The 17,186-nt window shown below is 43.0% G+C and carries 10 protein-coding genes; 4 read left to right on the top strand and 6 right to left on the bottom strand.

The window, feature by feature from the left end:
* The 6 genes from BCT49_RS18650 to BCT49_RS18625 all read right to left on the bottom strand — a co-directional run.
* A partial coding sequence (locus BCT49_RS18650) for a polysaccharide lyase family 7 protein (protein WP_102437342.1) occupies nucleotides 1-1,583 on the bottom strand: 1,583 nt, incomplete at its 3' end.
* Nucleotides 1,584-2,026: 443 nt separating this feature from the next.
* Nucleotides 2,027-3,769, bottom strand: coding sequence for a polysaccharide lyase family 7 protein (locus BCT49_RS18645; RefSeq protein ID WP_102437340.1), 1,743 nt, complete (start codon nucleotides 3,767-3,769; stop codon nucleotides 2,027-2,029).
* 238 nt (nucleotides 3,770-4,007) lie between these two features.
* Complete coding sequence (locus BCT49_RS18640; RefSeq protein WP_102437338.1) at nucleotides 4,008-5,879, bottom strand: methyl-accepting chemotaxis protein; 1,872 nt, start codon at nucleotides 5,877-5,879, stop codon at nucleotides 4,008-4,010.
* Between the two features lie 1,171 nt (nucleotides 5,880-7,050).
* Entirely contained in the window at nucleotides 7,051-7,932 is an 882-nt protein-coding gene (locus BCT49_RS18635; protein WP_004733521.1) for an NAD(P)-dependent oxidoreductase, read from the bottom strand.
* Between the two features lie 651 nt (nucleotides 7,933-8,583).
* Nucleotides 8,584-10,662 carry a DUF4962 domain-containing protein gene (locus BCT49_RS18630; RefSeq protein ID WP_102437336.1) on the bottom strand — a complete coding sequence of 693 codons (2,079 nt, stop codon included), beginning with the start codon at nucleotides 10,660-10,662 and terminating at the stop codon, nucleotides 8,584-8,586.
* 217 nt (nucleotides 10,663-10,879) lie between these two features.
* Nucleotides 10,880-12,658 carry a sodium:solute symporter family transporter gene (locus BCT49_RS18625; RefSeq protein ID WP_102437334.1) on the bottom strand — a complete coding sequence of 593 codons (1,779 nt, stop codon included), beginning with the start codon at nucleotides 12,656-12,658 and terminating at the stop codon, nucleotides 10,880-10,882.
* A gap of 986 nt (nucleotides 12,659-13,644) precedes the next feature.
* Between BCT49_RS18625 and BCT49_RS18620 the strand changes: the two genes are divergently transcribed.
* The 4 genes from BCT49_RS18620 (at nucleotide 13,645) to BCT49_RS18605 (ending at nucleotide 17,117) form a co-directional block, all read left to right on the top strand.
* A complete protein-coding gene (locus tag BCT49_RS18620; protein ID WP_102437332.1) occupies nucleotides 13,645-14,115 on the top strand; it encodes a hypothetical protein in 471 nt (156 codons plus the stop codon).
* A 25-nt stretch (nucleotides 14,116-14,140) separates the two neighbouring features.
* Entirely contained in the window at nucleotides 14,141-15,067 is a 927-nt protein-coding gene (locus BCT49_RS18615; RefSeq protein ID WP_017080996.1) for a tripartite tricarboxylate transporter substrate binding protein, read from the top strand.
* Nucleotides 15,068-15,152: 85 nt separating this feature from the next.
* On the top strand, nucleotides 15,153-15,608 hold the full coding sequence (locus tag BCT49_RS18610; RefSeq protein ID WP_102437330.1) for a tripartite tricarboxylate transporter TctB family protein: 456 nt from the start codon (nucleotides 15,153-15,155) through the stop codon (nucleotides 15,606-15,608).
* Between the two features lie 9 nt (nucleotides 15,609-15,617).
* Nucleotides 15,618-17,117: a tripartite tricarboxylate transporter permease gene (locus tag BCT49_RS18605; protein WP_017077174.1), complete on the top strand. Its 1,500-nt coding sequence runs from the start codon at nucleotides 15,618-15,620 to the stop codon at nucleotides 17,115-17,117.
* Nucleotides 17,118-17,186 lie beyond the last annotated feature (69 nt).

Here is a 17,186-nt window from a genome sequence, read left to right as displayed (position 1 = left end):
CTAAGCGGAGAAGAGCCCTTTTTGTATTGATCGTGCGATACGTCTAGCTGGTAGAAAGTCGCTTGTGAGTAATCGTCTAGGTCGCCGCTGATGTTTTGGTTGTAAACACCCGCTTTGAAGTACATGTATTTGCCGCCAACGTCGTAGCCGCTTTCGCTCATATCAACGACTTGTACAACGTCGTCTTTGCCTTCACGCATCAAGCTAACAGTCATCGTGTTGCCTTTAACGTCAATGCGGTAGCTGAACACTTCGCCAAGCGCGATACCATCTTCACCCACTTCAGCCGTCATGTCGCCCACTAGAGGGTAGAAGTCCTCTTTGGTCGCGTCTTGGCTTTCGTGTGCAAAGTAAACTGCGCCCGTTGCTTGGTTTGGTAATTTACGGTAGTACAAACGAATCGGCTCATCGTTTTGATCATGAATCTGACCAATGATAAAGCGACCTACTTCATTCGCATTACCCGTTGTTGTTGCGTGGTCGATTTTCAACGTCGCTTCTAGAACGCCGTCAATACCTGCGGCAGCTTCTAGGTCAGACTCAGGTGCGCTTGAGAATACCCAGTTGTTCTTATTAACACCTTTAGTGCTTATAGACTGGTCACCACGACGCATCATCTCACGAAGCTCAGTACGCGCGTACTTAGTGTTTTTAGATGTACGTACACCTTTCACGTAAGCCTTGAATACTAGGCCGCCGTCGTCAGCTGTGTAGAAGATTTCTGGGTGTTGGTAACCATTTGCCAGATTCCACTCAGACACATCATCAGGCTTGCCATTTTTGTCATGATCGAATGGTTGAGATAGGTACCAGTGAGTCATATCAAAGTTTTCGCTCGGTGCATTAGCCGCAATAGGTGTTGCTGGTAAGCCTGTTGGTACTGGTAGCGCACTGCGAGTGTCACATTCAACTGAAGTTTTACAAGGGTAAACTGCTGCGACACCGAAGTTACCAGAACGAAGATCTTTGCGTGCGGCCTTGTGGGCTTTCTCTGCTGCTTTCATTTCAGCGATCATTACGGCTTCTGCAGCAACAACATCTGAAGTGATGATATGGCTAGCTGGACAAGCGTTAACGTTACAGTTAACCGCTGCTAGTTCAGTTACACTGTTCCAACCATTTTTGGTGTTACCGTGACCAACATATCTTACGTAACGTGCTTTAACCGCAGGCTCAAACTGAAAACGCTCTAGGCCAATCGCTTTACCTGAACTCATTTGGTTTTCAAGTACGGTTGTCCAGTTTTCACCGTCAACACTAACTTGAATATCAAATTTAGATTGACGCTCATTACCTTTGCTAAATGATGCTTGAACAGCGTCAAACTCTTGCACTGAACCATAATCCAACATGGCCCACTCGCCGTCACCTGCAGAAGACCAACGTGTTGTTAAGTCTTGGTCAAACAAACGATCGGGACCGTTGCCATCGTGGCTACTAGCGGTCATAGCAACCGGTGTTAGGATAGCTTCACCGGTCTCTTTGTTATTTGGAAAATCTGCTGTAGGCGTGCTTGTGCTTGCACAGCCAACCGCAAGTAAAATAGAAGAAGCGAGTAAGGTTTTTAGAGTGATTTGTTTCATATTTAATCCATTATTATAATACAAAGACAGCGTTCGTAAGTGAAAGCTAAATCAGCAAACACGAGCTATAAGGCAATTCCTCTCTCAGTATTTGCGATAACACAAAAATATTACGTAATCTTATAATACAAATAAAACATTTCATTGAATAAATGAGACTAGGAACACTTTCCGATCTGCCATACTTTAACTGGATCACACTTCCTATTGATAAAAGACAATATATATAAATTAGGAATACAAAATAGGCTAGCAAGCCGAAGAACAACCACGTTGAAACGACGAATTTTTAACTCAATGAGCCCGATTTTTCATCAATAAATGCAACCAATCACCTCCCCTTCCAGAAAACAAAAAGACCACCTTGTTAGAAACAAATGTGGCCTTTAGATATCAGTTATAACTATTCAAGCATCAGTGATGGTATTCAAGTTCCGGGATACTCAATAGTGTGTGGATCTAAGAGAGCTAAAGCTCACATTAAACACCTCACCGGCATAATCGCTATCAGGCTTAAATTGAGGGTAGATACCCGCTTTGAAATAGAATGCAATGTCTGTCGATGTCCAATCTGACGTCAACGAAACCGTCTCTCCATCTTTATCTTGATAATCTTCGCCCCAAGCAATCATGTGCGATACTGTATTGGTTCCATCTGAATCATGAGTCGCCAGATAAACACCATTTTGGTTAGCGCGAATCGTATATCGCCACTCTTCACTGGCCGAGTAAGTACCGAGCTCAACACTGAACGGTTCGCAAGAATCGCAATCTTGATTATTACGCTCAAAGTCCGAGTTCAATATTACTCGCACTGGCTTACCCTCTCCTTCCCAAAGCAACTTGACCAAGGCTTGATTGATCTTCCAACCGTGTATTTGCCCAAGCACCACTTTCGGATCTTGGTTATTGATATTCGGATAGTCTTCAATTCGTAAACTTGCGGTTAGCTCGTGACTGGAAGCGTTTGTTCTAGTGTCGTTCAAATACCAACTTGTATCTTCATCGCTAGTACTGCAACCCGGTTGAGCACTGCTTTGAGACAACTCCCTAAGCTCAGAGCGAATATAGCTAGAGTTTTGAGTAGAAGTGCCATATCCCATATCCGCTCTAAAGTGCATTCTTCCTTCATCTGTATTGAAGTAAGAAAGGTTGATATCGCTGTGGTACACATCGCTGTCATTTGAAAGAAGATCTTTGCTCGATTCACAACGCTCCGGTTCTAATTCAGCAGCACTGTCACCACCAGATCCATACCAAGTGTCTTTACTCGCGGGAATGGTCAGCTTCCAATCATTAATGTCCCAATCGTTTGAACCATTAATTTGAGTCGTGGTGTATCTCAAGGCCTGATAGTAAGCGGTCGCTTCACCATTTTCGAACTGGTTGTAGATACCCGCTTTGAAATAACTCAATAGGTGCTGCCAATACGCGACATCTCGATTCACTTTTACTTCGTCATTCACTTTGATCGACAGTGTGTTTTCATAAACAGAAAGATCAAACTTGGTAAAACTATCCAGTTCCGCCTCTCCTAAATCGTAGCGATCGTACGAAGTGGCATAACAATCCGAAGAGTCAGCAGCACTGCTACAGTCAATCGCATTGTTCTTCATGACCGCCCAATAATGACCTGTGAGGCCTTCCCTCTCTTGCTCCCACACCACACGTAATAACGGATGAGGAATGTAACCTGTGCCATTCTCGTCAGTGCCCTTATTGTGTATCTGTAGCAACGTCACTTCATCATGATCAGCGGGTGAACTCGCCATTGCATGTTCGATATCAGGTAAGCTTATTTCCGCATACAGGCTTCGTCTTACGCCAGTTTCATTGATATCGAAGTTTTCTCCCTCACGAACCTCTGAACGCATCTTATAGTTCGCCATTTTGAAGATTAGGTTTTCCGTCTCTTCATCCGCGTAAAAATAATCACTGATGTAGCCATCGAAATCCCCATCTTTCACTTCAGAGGTTTTATTACCCTCTGTGCCGTTAGGATCCGATACCTGAAGGTCAGAACTCGAGAGGATGTTTTGATACTTAGCAATATCATAAGGCGCAACAACGCCATAGGACGATCCTGGATTGGTGTTATCAGAAGAGTCACTGCTATCACTTGAGCTGCTTCCACCGCAGCCGTATGTGAGTGAAGCGAGCGCAACGATGATGATTGGCTTATTCACATTTATCTCACTTATCCATAAGAGTAGAGTGACAATGTATATTTGTACTATTTTATGTCAATTGTAGGTTTATCAGAATGTGAGATGCGACAGATGAAGTTATATGAGTAGATTTCACGTAGGGTTTGAGACAAAAACAACGCAGAAAGGCCACTCTAAACTCGAAAGTTATTGAGTGGCTCTTTGACTAAAAATAAAATTTAAGCTACTGATTTTTAAATATTATTTATGGGATCAATTAAACTTTAAAACTGCTCATCAGCTCACTGACGCTGCCATTCAGTGTTTTGATTTCAGCGGATTCTGTCAGTTGATCTTGGCTTAACTTATTGAGCTCTTCGACGAAGCTTTCAATCTTGTGCATGTTCTTAGCGATACTTTGAATGAGGGCATTCTGCTCGACAGAAGAGCCAGAAATATCATTATTGAAACGACTCACGGTTTCCATCTGTTCCGTTAGCTTCGCCAGCATGTTAACGGCTTGAACCACTTGAGCACGAGTCATCTCGCAATTGCTCTTCGTTAACTCAATCGATTTAACCAAGCCATCCGATTTCGACTGCAACCCAGATAGCGCCTCTTCTATTTCAGAGGTACTGATTTGAGTTCGGTTTGCTAGCGCACGGACTTCATCAGCCACCACAGCAAAACCTCGACCATGCTCGCCTGCTCTTGCCGCCTCGATAGACGCATTCAATGCCAGTAAGTTGGTTTGTTCAGCAATGCCGCCAATCACAGACACAATCGACTGTATGCTCTGTGTTTCGTTGGCCATAGAGCGAATATCATCAGACGTCGTACCGACTTGCTTCTCAAGATCACTGATGTACGTTTCTGTCACTGTATTGATTTGCTTAGTCTCATCGCTAAACACAGCGGCATCTCGTGCGGCATCTGCCGCTGACTGTGAGTTCTTTTCCACTTCATTTGATGCTTCAGACAAACCATTAATCGCTGAGACCACTTGAACGGTTTCATCAGTATGGACTTTCAATACATCGCTGGTTTCTTTACAACCTTCTCGAATGCTTAATACCTTGGTATCGAGATCCGAGTTCTTGAATTTTACATCTTTAACCATTTCTTGCAGGCCAATGATGAACAAGTTGATGTCCTTTGCAATATGTCCTAGATCGTCATTGCCTTTCTCAGCAAGCCTTTGAGTCAAGTCGCCATTACCTTGAGAAAGGTCATGAACGATTTTGCGCAGTGACACGATTGGGCGGTAAAAACGATTCAGAAGTAAAATCATCAATATCACCGAACCGAATACACAGGCAACAATCAGCATTCGCGTATTCGACATCACGCCATTCAACTGATTTAACGCTAATTCAGGATCGATACTGGAAATCATGAACCATTCTTTTTGACTGCCAATATCCACCTTCTTAGCCATCAAGATTCTTGTATTGCCATCAATCACACCTTCAATGAACTGGTCAGGCAGTTCAATTGCACTGCTTAGTTTCATCAAAGCGTCAGCAGAGGAGATATTGGTTTGCGGAAGCACGTTCTCTATTGTGGAAGCAACAACCATTCCTCTCTCATCCACGATGATACCTTTTGCTTCGTAGATGCTATCTAACTGTTTAAGCTGTGCTTCCAAATCATCAAAGCGAATATCGGCCATGATCACGCGATCTTGGTATGAGTACGTCACACCAATCATAGGCACTTGAGTACTCTTAGTGAAAAACAGATCACTAAAAGATAACCCTGGTTTCAATTTTGCCTGTTGATACCAAGGGCGAGTTGTTGGGTTGTATTTTTCTTTGATTCCAACACCGTTAGGGAAAGACTCTGACGGACGAGAAGTGTAAGAACGGCCGTCGTCAAAACCCACTACAATTTTATCAATGCCACCAAGCTTAGCAGCGTAATGCATAAGCGCTTCATTAGGCACTTGATATGGGGATTTCATGAACTCTTGTGCTACGGAATTGACGGTATCTATGGTGCGCTGGACGGTACTTTCGATTTGATTAATTTCTATCGTTAGCGAGTGGTCAATCTCATTATAAATCGTTTGGTTTACCTGGTCTGTTGCTAAGTCAAGCGTAAACCAGTTCGTAAATGCCAAGGCACTAGAACTGACGATCGCTACCATTAAAATCAATTTTCCTTTAAACCCTAGAGACAATTTTGAATTCATAAAACTCATCATCCATATCAACCTATATCTATTATTTTCATCCGAATGAAATGGTCATTTTTAAGATTTTCGAAGATACGGGAAGCGAAACTTGTTCATGCCGATCCATCGTCACAACCATCGATTTAATTAATATTGTATGTTTAATTAATTGCACTTTCTGTGAGCGATATTGATATATTAAAACTGGCTAAAACCACCCTGTGACATAGGTATCATTTATGAATCTGGACTTTTAACGCGATTGGGAAAGAATAAGTAAATCACTAAAAATGATCGATTTTTGAATAACAGAACAACAACTTCGCCGATAATGCCTCTACTTAAATTATTCATATCAATCTCGATTCGCTGACTAGAAAAGTGAGCATTAAATCACATTTTCACTAACCAACCATTCACTAAAGGCATTCAATCCCCAGATTTATTTGTAATACAATAACCCCCTGATGTATGGTGTATTTGAATCATAACTTAAGTTCTTTCTGGATGCTTTTGTGCAATTCAAAGTGGTAATTGAAGCAACTCGCTTTAAGGTCATTGAACACGTTTAATGCAGAAACTGTCGGGGGATCTCGTTAATCGTTATTTCACTTGTCTTGTTCATTGGTTTTTCCAGACGGCTAGTCCGAATACGCCCACACAGTCACCAGCTGTGTGGGCTTTTTTTACTTTGTTATTATTGCTTCGGGTTTTGGTTATCGATCTACGCTACAAACTATCGCGCAGTAGTGACGGTATTAGATATTTGAGCATGTGAGAATAGAGAATCAGCTGATGCCTAACAAAGCGCGTCTAGAACAAAGAATTCCTAGAGGCATTGAGTGTTAGCAAGCAGCTTTGCAGCATTGAAAATCGAGATTAAATGAAAGTCGAAACAGGTAGAGTTTTGATTAGATAGAACAACAGGAAGCAAAAAAGTAGAGCTAGAAGAATAATGCAGATGGTAACGGGATTTACGAAAAAGAGTGAAACCGTGGGAGTAAGCTGGGAATTGTAGTTGCAGATAAAGCGGAATTTGAGATAAAACGGGCTTGTAAATAAGACCTGGTGTAGATAAAAACGAACCTCGCTGAGGTATCGCCGCCTAAAAGACAGACAATACCCTAGCGAGGTCGTACGTCGATTACTTCTCTAGTTTAGCGAAGTAGTCGAAGATTACTGGTACATCGTTGTTACCCATGCCTGCATCAACAGCAGCTTGTAGGCTTGTTGCAGTACCTTGAGCGATTAGAGACTCAGTACCTAGCTCTTCACAAAGAGCAAGGAAGTAACCAAGGTCTTTGTTAGCGTTAGCAACAGAGAAACCTAGCTTCTCTTCGCCGTCTACTGCGTAGAACTTACAGAATTGCATGAACGGAGAGTTAGATGGACCTGCAGACATGATGTCAAACAGTTGTTGACCATCAACACCAGCGCGTTGAGCAACAGCGAAAGCTTGAGACATAGTTGCAACAGTCGTCATGCCCATGAAGTTGTTTACAAGCTTAGTTACGTGACCAGAACCTAGAGCGCCTAGGTGGAATACGTTTTCGCCTTGCTCTTCAAGAACAGGTTTAACTTTGTTGAAAGTTTCCATGTCGCCAGCAGCCATGATGTTCAGAAGACCATCTTTAGCGTGTGCAGGAGTACGACCTAGAGGTGCGTCGATCATGCCCGCGCCTTTTTCAGCAAGAGCTGCGCCGATTTTCTTAGTAGAAGCAGGGATAGAAGTACCGAAGTCTACTAGTACTGCGCCTTCTTTGATGCCCGCTAGAACGCCGTCTTCGCCGTAAACGATTTTTTCAACAACAGCTGAAGTTGTAAGACAAAACTGAACGATGTCACTTGCAGCAGCTAGTTCTTTAGCAGAAGTGAATGCAGTCGCATTGCCGCGATCTGTAACGCGAGCAACAGCTTCAGCGCTTAGATCCATTACGTTTACGTGGTAGCCGCGCTTTTGTAGGTTTTCAACCATGTTGCCGCCCATAAGACCTAGGCCAATGAAACCGATTACAGGTTTAGTCATGTTCAAACTCCAAATATAGTATTGTATGATTATATGCTCATTATAATAACTACGTCTTTCTCGTTACGCAATAGTTTTAGGGCATTGATTTGATGGTTCGATGCAAGTTGTGACGGGGGTTCACTTTACGAGAAAATATGGGTCACGCTTTGTACTTACAGGAACTATTTACCACTTAAAAAACCGTCTATTGATGAAATAACGTACGTTAAATGTCATACGATTAGTAAAAACAAGCTACGCCTTTATCTATGTATAGTTCACTCCTCCCTTACTCAGCCAGTGATTAGACTGTTCACGGAAAAGTAAGTCATAACAATTTCTAGGAAACAGGCGTTGGCGCCCTATTCTTCTAACAGTGCGATACATGCGAGTCTCTTATACGACTTCTGCATATTTCATTCAGCATAATGGCTAAGTACATGCCCGGTCTTTGTGTGCATCAGTGTCCAGATTCAGCCCTTGAGCCACTGACTTAGCATCGAGAAGCTATTTATCTTTAGCCAATCAAGTTTTCTCGCAACCTGATGGGTTTACCAACTTAACCAACTCTTCCACCAACTAGCTATCCAACTAACTAACTAGGAAAACAAAAAAACTCCGAGCTTTCACTCGGAGTTTTTGGTATCTAGCTTCTGTTACTTCAGCGGATTACAGTTCGATTGAAACCGTTTCACCGTCAACATTGAGCAGTAGCGTGTTGCCTTCAAGCTTATGAGACACTTCAACTTGCTCGCCTTCGTTCTTATTAGGAACGAGAAGCGTCAGGATGTTGTGCTCTTTCGATGGCTTGAATTCCACTTCAACGTGACGGTGGATCTCAAGATCTTTAAACTCGTATGGGTCAACTTCGCCGAAGCCTTCAACGTTCTTAACTGAAGTGATGTGATCAGCAGACTCGTTGATGAAGTTTACGTCTAGGTGTGCAACTTCGCCGCGGATAGTGAAAGACTTGTCTGCCACTTCGTTTGCGAAAGTTGTGTGCATTAGCCAAGTCATGTCTTTCTCTTCAGAAAGCGTTGTCTTGTCTTGCATTACGAATACTTTACCTTGAACGAACCAGACTTTACGCTTGTAAGATTCAATTTCAGGAACGAAGTACTTGTAAGATGCCGTTGCATCACCTTCAACCATCTTCACATCAGATTCTGTGTCGAAGTCAGAGATAGTGCCGCCCGCTTCGATACAGAAGCGATCTTGGTGGTTTTCGTAGCCTGTGTTCTTGTTCTCGCCGTACTGACCTTTACCACCGAATAGTGGAAGGTTTTTAGAGAACGTTTGACGACGCCACTTAGTGTGCATGTCTACACCGAAACCACCGTAGTAACCTGTTACTGACGCTAGCGTTTCACCGAATGCGTGCAACGTAAATGCGTTTTGGTCACCGTGAGAGTGGCTGATTGAGCCAAACGGAGAACATTTGAATACCATGTGAATATGGTTATCACGCTCAGTCATCTTGTTGTGGAATGCAGCCCAACCCGTGATTGGGAATACTTTCAACAGTGGATCGTTTGACGGTGCTTTCTCTTCAGGTGCATCCCAAAGGAAGTTGAAACGAAGATCGTCGTAGCCGAAGTCCCACCAACCAAAGTTGTAGAATTTGGTGTGTGCTTCAGTATCACGGCCTTTCAGTTGGTTGTAGTACCAAACGTACTCTGGCTTCTGGTTAACACCTGCGTAGTGCTTGATGTTGTAAGCCAGTTTTAAACCTGGGAAATCACCGATTGAAGACTGGTCACAGAAGCTTGCGCGCTTAGAGTGAACAGGCATGCAGTAAAGTGGGAAGTCACCTGTGTTTTCGTAGAATGTTTTGTTAAACATGTCTACGCCACAGTATGCTTTCAATAGGTCGAATGCTTCGCCTAGGAATGCAGTTTGTGTGTTCCAGTAGTCTGGACCTTCAGCCCAACCGCCGTCTACACCGCCCCATGGTGGGTAGTGTACTGCGTAATACTCTAGAGCGTATGCGATGTACTCGCCTGCTTTCGGGTGATCGTGGTAAAGCGCGATACACGTTGGGATGATAGCAGAAGAGATAGAACGAACACCGTGGCTGTTCAGCGGGTTGTTTAATAGATCAACCGTCACTTTCAGGTGGTGCATGATTTCGTCGAGACGCTCAATCAAAGCATCTTGAACTTGCTGACGTTCTTCATCTGTGAAGTAGCCGTGTAGCCAGTCGTAACCCCAAGCCATAGCAGCGATAACACGGAAAGCCGCTTCATCGTTATAGCCACGAGAAGTCACGCCTTCTGGATCGTACGTAGACAGTTTTAGAGTCCAAGCTTTTGCTTTCGCAATGAGCGCTTCGTCTTCTTTCACAACACCAGCAATCGCTAGGTTACGTGTCGCGTTCAGTGCCATTTGGCAATCAACGTACATTTGACGCCAATAAGGACGCCATAAAGAAGCTTTACCTACCGTCTCAGCTGGGTACGCTTGAGGCTCTTCAAAAGGAGCAGTCTCAAGGAACTTAACAGTAGAGTTATTGTAGAAGTCATCAAACATGCAGTGAGCTTCATCAGCTTTCACTTTCGCTTTGAATTCTTCTAACTGGTCAGCTTGAACAAGAAGACGCGGACGTGCTTCGCTCAAGGTGTCTAGAAATGATAGGTCGAAGTCACGTGTTTGAACTTCGATAGGGAGTAGGTCTACAAGATTACCTGCTGAAGTATCATTTTCCAGCTTCATCTTCCTGATTGCATCAAGAGATTTTTGGTCGCTCATTCTAACTCACTTATTTTTCAAGTTGATTGAAAGGAATTAGCAATAATATACGTCTTATTGTAGGACAATTGAACGTATTTCGATTCAATCGTACAATTTTTTACAGTTTTCGTGATTTAGGTCTGATGTTGTAAGGCTGACACGTTTACTCGCTTCACAAAGCAAAAATGCGACGCCCTTTCGAGTCGTCGCATTCTATCTAAGTGTTCGCTATATATTAGCTTTCAGTTACAACTTTAGCTTGCTTGCCGCCGTCATCGACCGCTTTCACAAGTAGAATACCGACACCACCCACTATCACACCACATAGGATGAAGACTAAACGCCCCCACATTGGGTTAGTCAGAAGAGCCATCAGCATAATACCAACACCCGCTACCGCAATCAGTTTACCAAGCATTTGACGTTGTTTGTTATCCAACACTTTTTGCTCTGCCGATTCAGCGACTAATGGTGTTTCTAAGTTGCCAAAGAACTTATCAACATCCGCTTGACGTTCTTTTGATAGAGGCTTGTAGAACATTGTAGATAGTACGAAGAAGCCACCGGTTAGCGTGATGTGAGCAATGAGACCAATCGCAACTTTAACATCAGACCATTCACGTCCTGTTAGAGTATCAAGACCAAACACCGCTGCTACCATCTCTGCGTCGATAACAAAACCAACCACATAAGATACGATACCACCAACAACTAACGTACCCCAACCAGCCCAGTCCGGAGTCTTCTTAATAAAGAAGCCAAGGAATGCAGGAATCGTCATAGGGAAACCGATTAACGCACCTACGTACATCATCGTATCAAACAGGCTCAAACCTTTAAGCGAGTTGATGAACTGTGCGATAAGGATAATAGCGAAGCCAAATACCGCTGAAGTAATTTTAGATACGGTTACTAACTCTTTCTCTGATGCTTGACCTTTACGAACGATTGTTTCGTAGAAGTTCTTAACGAAGATACCTGAGTTACGGTTTAGACCAGAATCCATTGAAGACATTGTCGCGGCAAACATCGCGGCAACTAATAGACCAACCATACCTGCTGGCATGTATTCTTGTACAAAGTATAGGTAAGCAAAGTCACCCGCTTTTTTACCTGCATTCGGGTAAGCCGCTGATAAATCGACACCTTGGCCTGCAATGAACCAAGAAGGCATGAACCAAATAAACACACCACACAACATCAACACACAAGCAAGCAGTGCAGCTTTCTTAGCGTTCTTTGAGTCTTTAGCCGCTAGGTAACGGTATGAGTTAAGCATGTTGTTAGTAATAGAGAACTGCTTAACGAAGATGAAGAATGCCCAAATCGTGAAGATGCTTAGGTAGTTGATGTTGTTGCCCCAAAGGAACGAACCACCATCTTGTACTGGGAAGTTGTTAACAATCTCACCAACACCGCCACCTTGAACAACCGCTACAACCGCACAAGTTACCGTTACCGCCATGATGATAACCATCTGCATGAAGTCAGATGCAATTACCGCCCATGAACCACCTGTTACCGACATTGCCAATACCACTAGGCCAGTCACCCAGATAGTCATGTTCATGTCGAAACCGAAGATACCCGAAGCGATGATTGCTAATGCGTTTAACCACACACCCGCAGATACCACTGAGTTCGGCATTGAAGACCAAGTGAATACTTGTTCGTTGGTTGCGCCGAAACGCATACGAATCGCTTCAATTACGGTAACAACACGAAGTTGACGGAATTTCGGCGCGAAGTATGCGTAGTTCATGAAGTAACCAAATGCGTTGGCTACGAAGATGACCGCAACAGCAAAACCATCGTTATACGCTTTACCTGCCGCACCGGTGAATGTCCATGCACTAAACTGGGTCATAAAGGCGGTTGCACCAACCATCCACCACAACATGTTACCGCCCCCGCGGAAGTAGTCACTAGTAGTACTTGTAAATGTTCTAAACATCCAACCTATCGCAATCAAGAATAGGAAATAAATGCCGACAATAATCGTGTTGAGTTCCATCGTGTATCCTTTGTCCGTTATAATTTGTTACGAGGACTATAGGAAATTCGACCATTTATTTGTAGTACAATAATCCAAATAAGTGATGGTGATCTTATTTTGATTGATTAAGTTAATTATATATATGACATAGGATGGAATATGGCCAATTAATCAAGGTAATTACTGATATTTTAGATAAAAATTTCACCCCTAAAAGAAACAAACAAAATAATTATTTAAAATCAGTCACTTACATAAAACAGTGGGACTTTACGCACTAAATTAAAAATGCAACAAAATACATATAAATATAAAATCCTCAAAAATAATCAAAGCCAAGCTAAAGGACAATTAAGACCATTAATCACACAATAAACCAGTGTCTTTTAAAAAATTGACAAGTTAATCTAGTTAGAATTCAATTCAAATTTGTGTAGTGCTCTTATCTTTAGATCTAAATACAAATGGATGAGAAATCACCTCAATCGAATGATTATTTTGACCATATCCTGATGAGTTAAGAGAGGAAATTTAACATGCTGTCTCTGAGAGTGATAAAGAGAGCGTGCAAAGATTAGGGGGTATTGAGCAACATGAATAGCTTAAGAAATATGGGAAAATGATTGAACCAAAACAGTGCAACACACTTCCTAAAAACAAACAGATTAGTTCGCTTACATGTTCGTATGTATCCCATGGTTTTATAGGATGCTCTGTTATCACGCCAAAATTTTCGCCTATATGAATTAATAGAATGGTGACCATATGATGATGAGTTTATATCTAATAAATAAGACAAAATAAGCTGGCGCTGAGTGCATTTATTTCCAGCTCAATAAAAGACCAGAATCACACTATTTCCGAAACAATACGGTTAAAACAAGATCGAAGTCTAGTTAGAAGAGTTCCGGTTGTGATCGCTACGCGCTTCCAAGCTTTCGTTAATTGAAGAATTATTGTCATACAATATTCTATATGTCTAACCAGACATAAGGACATGTGGCATGCGCTCAATGAAAGATATCACTCAAGACGCTATCGATATCGTTAAACCTTCTATCGACAAGCTGTTTGAAAGAACCAATAGAAAAGAACTGTATATTGTCGTTATGAATCCGCACCTCAAGCCTTGGGAAGCCTCTTTCGAAGACGCCATTCTTTATGAAGAGTCTTTAGGAACCCCTGATAACTGGACTATCAAGTTTGATCACCTTGCTCGTAAGAAAGCTCAGCAAGCATGGCGTGAATCGACAAGCAATCTAACACTTCATTCCCAACACCCATCTTCATTACGTGACGAAGACTTACTGTTTTATGGTTCGTTTGTTTACGGAAACGTGGTTGTTGCCTGCAGTGGCGTACAACAATGGTATGACATGCTGATCAGTGGCTGGATAGCGGTGGCTATTGAACAGCTAGCAATGCACGAATACCAAACAGAAAAAGCAGAAAACCCTACAAAAACATATCGCTAATAATTAGAAACAGAAGGAACTTACTATGAGTAAATTATTGAAATCCATCATGTTGGCAGCCGGCATACTTGTTTCTGCAACGTCGATTGCAGCTGACTACCCGAGCAAAAACATTCGCTTAGTTGTCCCATTTGGCGCGGGCGGCGGTACAGATGCCGTTGGCCGTACCCTTGCAAATAGTGCGAAAGATATTCTAGGACAAAACATTTCAATCATGAACCGCACGGGTGGTGCTGGCGCCGTTGGTATGAGCTTTGGTGCTCAGCAGCGTGCTGATGGTTACACTTTAACAGTGGTCACTCGTGAAATCGCTTCGCTTCCTCAAATGGGTTTGATGCGCCATACCGCAGACGATTTTAGACTCATTCGCTTAGTAAACCTCGACCCAGCGGTCGTATTAGTTGCAGCAGATAGCCCATACAACACCATTAATGATCTGATTAAAGAAGCTAAAGAAAACCCAGGCAGCGTAAAATTTGCTTCAACCGCTGCGCCAAACTTCTACTTAATGTCTCTTGAAAAAGACCAAGATATTAAACTCAATGCTATCCCTTACAACGGTGCATCTGAAGCAATTCCTGCAGTACTCGGCCACCACACAGACGTAACCATGGTAACACCGGGTGAAGCTATCGCTCAGCTTCGTTCAGGCCAACTAAAAGCATTGGGTGTCATGTCAGAAGAACGTATTCAGTACATTCCCGATGTCCCTACTTTGAAAGAGCAAGGTATTGATGTAGTAACAGGAACATGGCGTGGTATCGGCGCTCCAAAAGATACGCCGGATGCAGTCATCGAGAAGCTGGGTGCGGCATTTGATGAAGCAATGGCAAGTGAAGAGTTCAAGTCTTTCATGGCAAAAGGCGCAATGACTATCCACAACCTTGACGATAAAGCCTTCACTACGTTCGTTTCCGAAGATACAAAATCGCTTACTGAACTCATTCAATAACATTCATCCAGAGGCACAACAATCAGTTGTGCCTTTTTTATCGGTCTGTACCTTTCCCTTGCTTTACTTTTTAGGGGTAAATTCTATGTCTAACGCCAACTTAAATCGGAATGTCGTTTTCCCTTCCATAATCATCATATTGAGCGCAATAGCACTCGCGTTGATTACTCAGTTTGATCGTCCGATGTATCAAGATGCAAGTGTTGATGCAAAATTCTTCCCGATGATGATTGTGATTGCTCAGATTGCTATCTGCATTGTTCTCATCATTCAACACAAACTCAAAGGCGTCTCAGAACAACAAGAACCGATGATAAGCAAGATGTCTATCTTCGGCGTTGCCTTTCTTATCGGATACGCATTACTCATCAGTGTGGTTGGCTACCTTTACGCGAGTTTGATTGCATTTATGTTCTACCTCGTTTACTTCAAAGTTAAGAAGCCAATCTACTACGTTGTCGCCGTTGTTTTTGTTTTTGCGGTTTACTATTTGTTTGGCGAGGTGTTCTACATCGCGCTTCCTGAAGCAACCTGGTCATAGGAGGTCATAATGTTTGAATATCTAATCGATGGTCTCGCAACAGCTGTTAGTTTTGCAGTGCTTCCTGTCCTTGTTTTTGGCGTACTGGGCGGCGTAATTCTAGGCGCACTACCCGGCCTAACGGCGACGATGGGCGTTGCGATTCTGCTACCGTTTACCTTTGGCATGGAACCGACGTCAGCCCTCGTGATGTTAATTGGTGTATACATTGGTGGCATTTACGGTGGTTCAATTGCCGCAATACTGCTTAAAACACCAGGGACACCAGCGTCTGCAGCCAGTGTACTCGACGGCCACACCATGGCAGTGAGAGGACAAGCAGCAAGAGCATTAAGTATTTCGGCTGTTGCTTCATTTATTGGCGGGTTACTCAGTACTATCGTCCTTATTGCCATTGCACCTAAACTTGCGACCTTTGCACTGCGTTTTAATGCACCAGAGTACTTCGCACTTGCTCTGTTTGGTTTAACTATCATTGCGAGTGTTTCTTCGAACAACATCTTTAAAGGGTTACTTGCGGGTACGATTGGACTATTGGTATCAACCGTTGGGCTCGATCCAATCAGCAGTGTGCCAAGGTTTACTTTTGACATCATGGATCTCTACAGCGGAATCAACGTCATCCCTGTTTTGATTGGTCTGTTCGCTCTATCTGAAGCATTAAACCAACTTGAGAAACTGTTCTCTGAGAAGAAAGTCGTCGCGCCGAAGTTTGACCATAAACTATTGAGCAAAGGCGACCTTAAAGAAATGCTACCAACCGCAATAAAAAGTGGCTTGATGGGAACAACCATCGGTTCTGTACCGGGGGCTGGTGCTGATATTTCGGCATTCGTTTGTTACAACGAAGCAAAACGTTCATCGAAAAATCCAGAAGAGTTTGGTAAAGGATCAGTACGAGGTCTAGCAGCAGCCGAATCTGGAAACAACGGTGTAACGGGTGGTTCGCTAGTTCCATTGTTAACACTTGGCGTTCCGGGGGATGCTGTGGCAGCGGTTCTTCTAGGCGCATTGATTGTTCAAGGCTTAACTCCGGGGCCTCTACTGTTTGCCCAAAACCCAGAAGTGGTTTATGGCGTATTCAGCTCGATGTTGGTTGCTAATCTTGTGATGTTAGTGATTGGTTTACTGGGTATTCGTTTCTTCTGCCGCATCATTGAAGTACCCAAGATCATCATGATCCCAATTATTGTCTTCTTGTCGATCGTTGGTGCTTATGCGATCAACAACTCGATGTTTGATGTGGGTATTGCGATCGGCTTCGGTCTGTTAGGCTTTATCTTAACTAAACTGGATATTCCGTCTTCGCCAATTCTGCTTGCGATCATTTTAGGTCCAATGGCAGAAACAAATCTGAGGAAATCACTGCTGATGTACGATGGCAGTTGGTCTTTCCTTTATGAGCGCCCTATTGCACTCGCGTTTATCGTGTTGGCTGTATTCTCTGTTTATTCAACGTTAAAAATGAAGAAGAAACAGAAACAAAAGGAAACTGAACAATGTCCATAGTTGACGACTTGTTCAATGGATAGCGGTTAAGGCACAGCATTTAGATTATTAGCTATAACCTGTAACCTG

Origin of the sequence: Vibrio lentus (genome assembly GCF_002875945.1) — a bacterium.
Taxonomy (GTDB): domain Bacteria; phylum Pseudomonadota; class Gammaproteobacteria; order Enterobacterales; family Vibrionaceae; genus Vibrio; species Vibrio apostichopi.
This window is presented reverse-complemented; position numbering and strand designations above follow the sequence as displayed.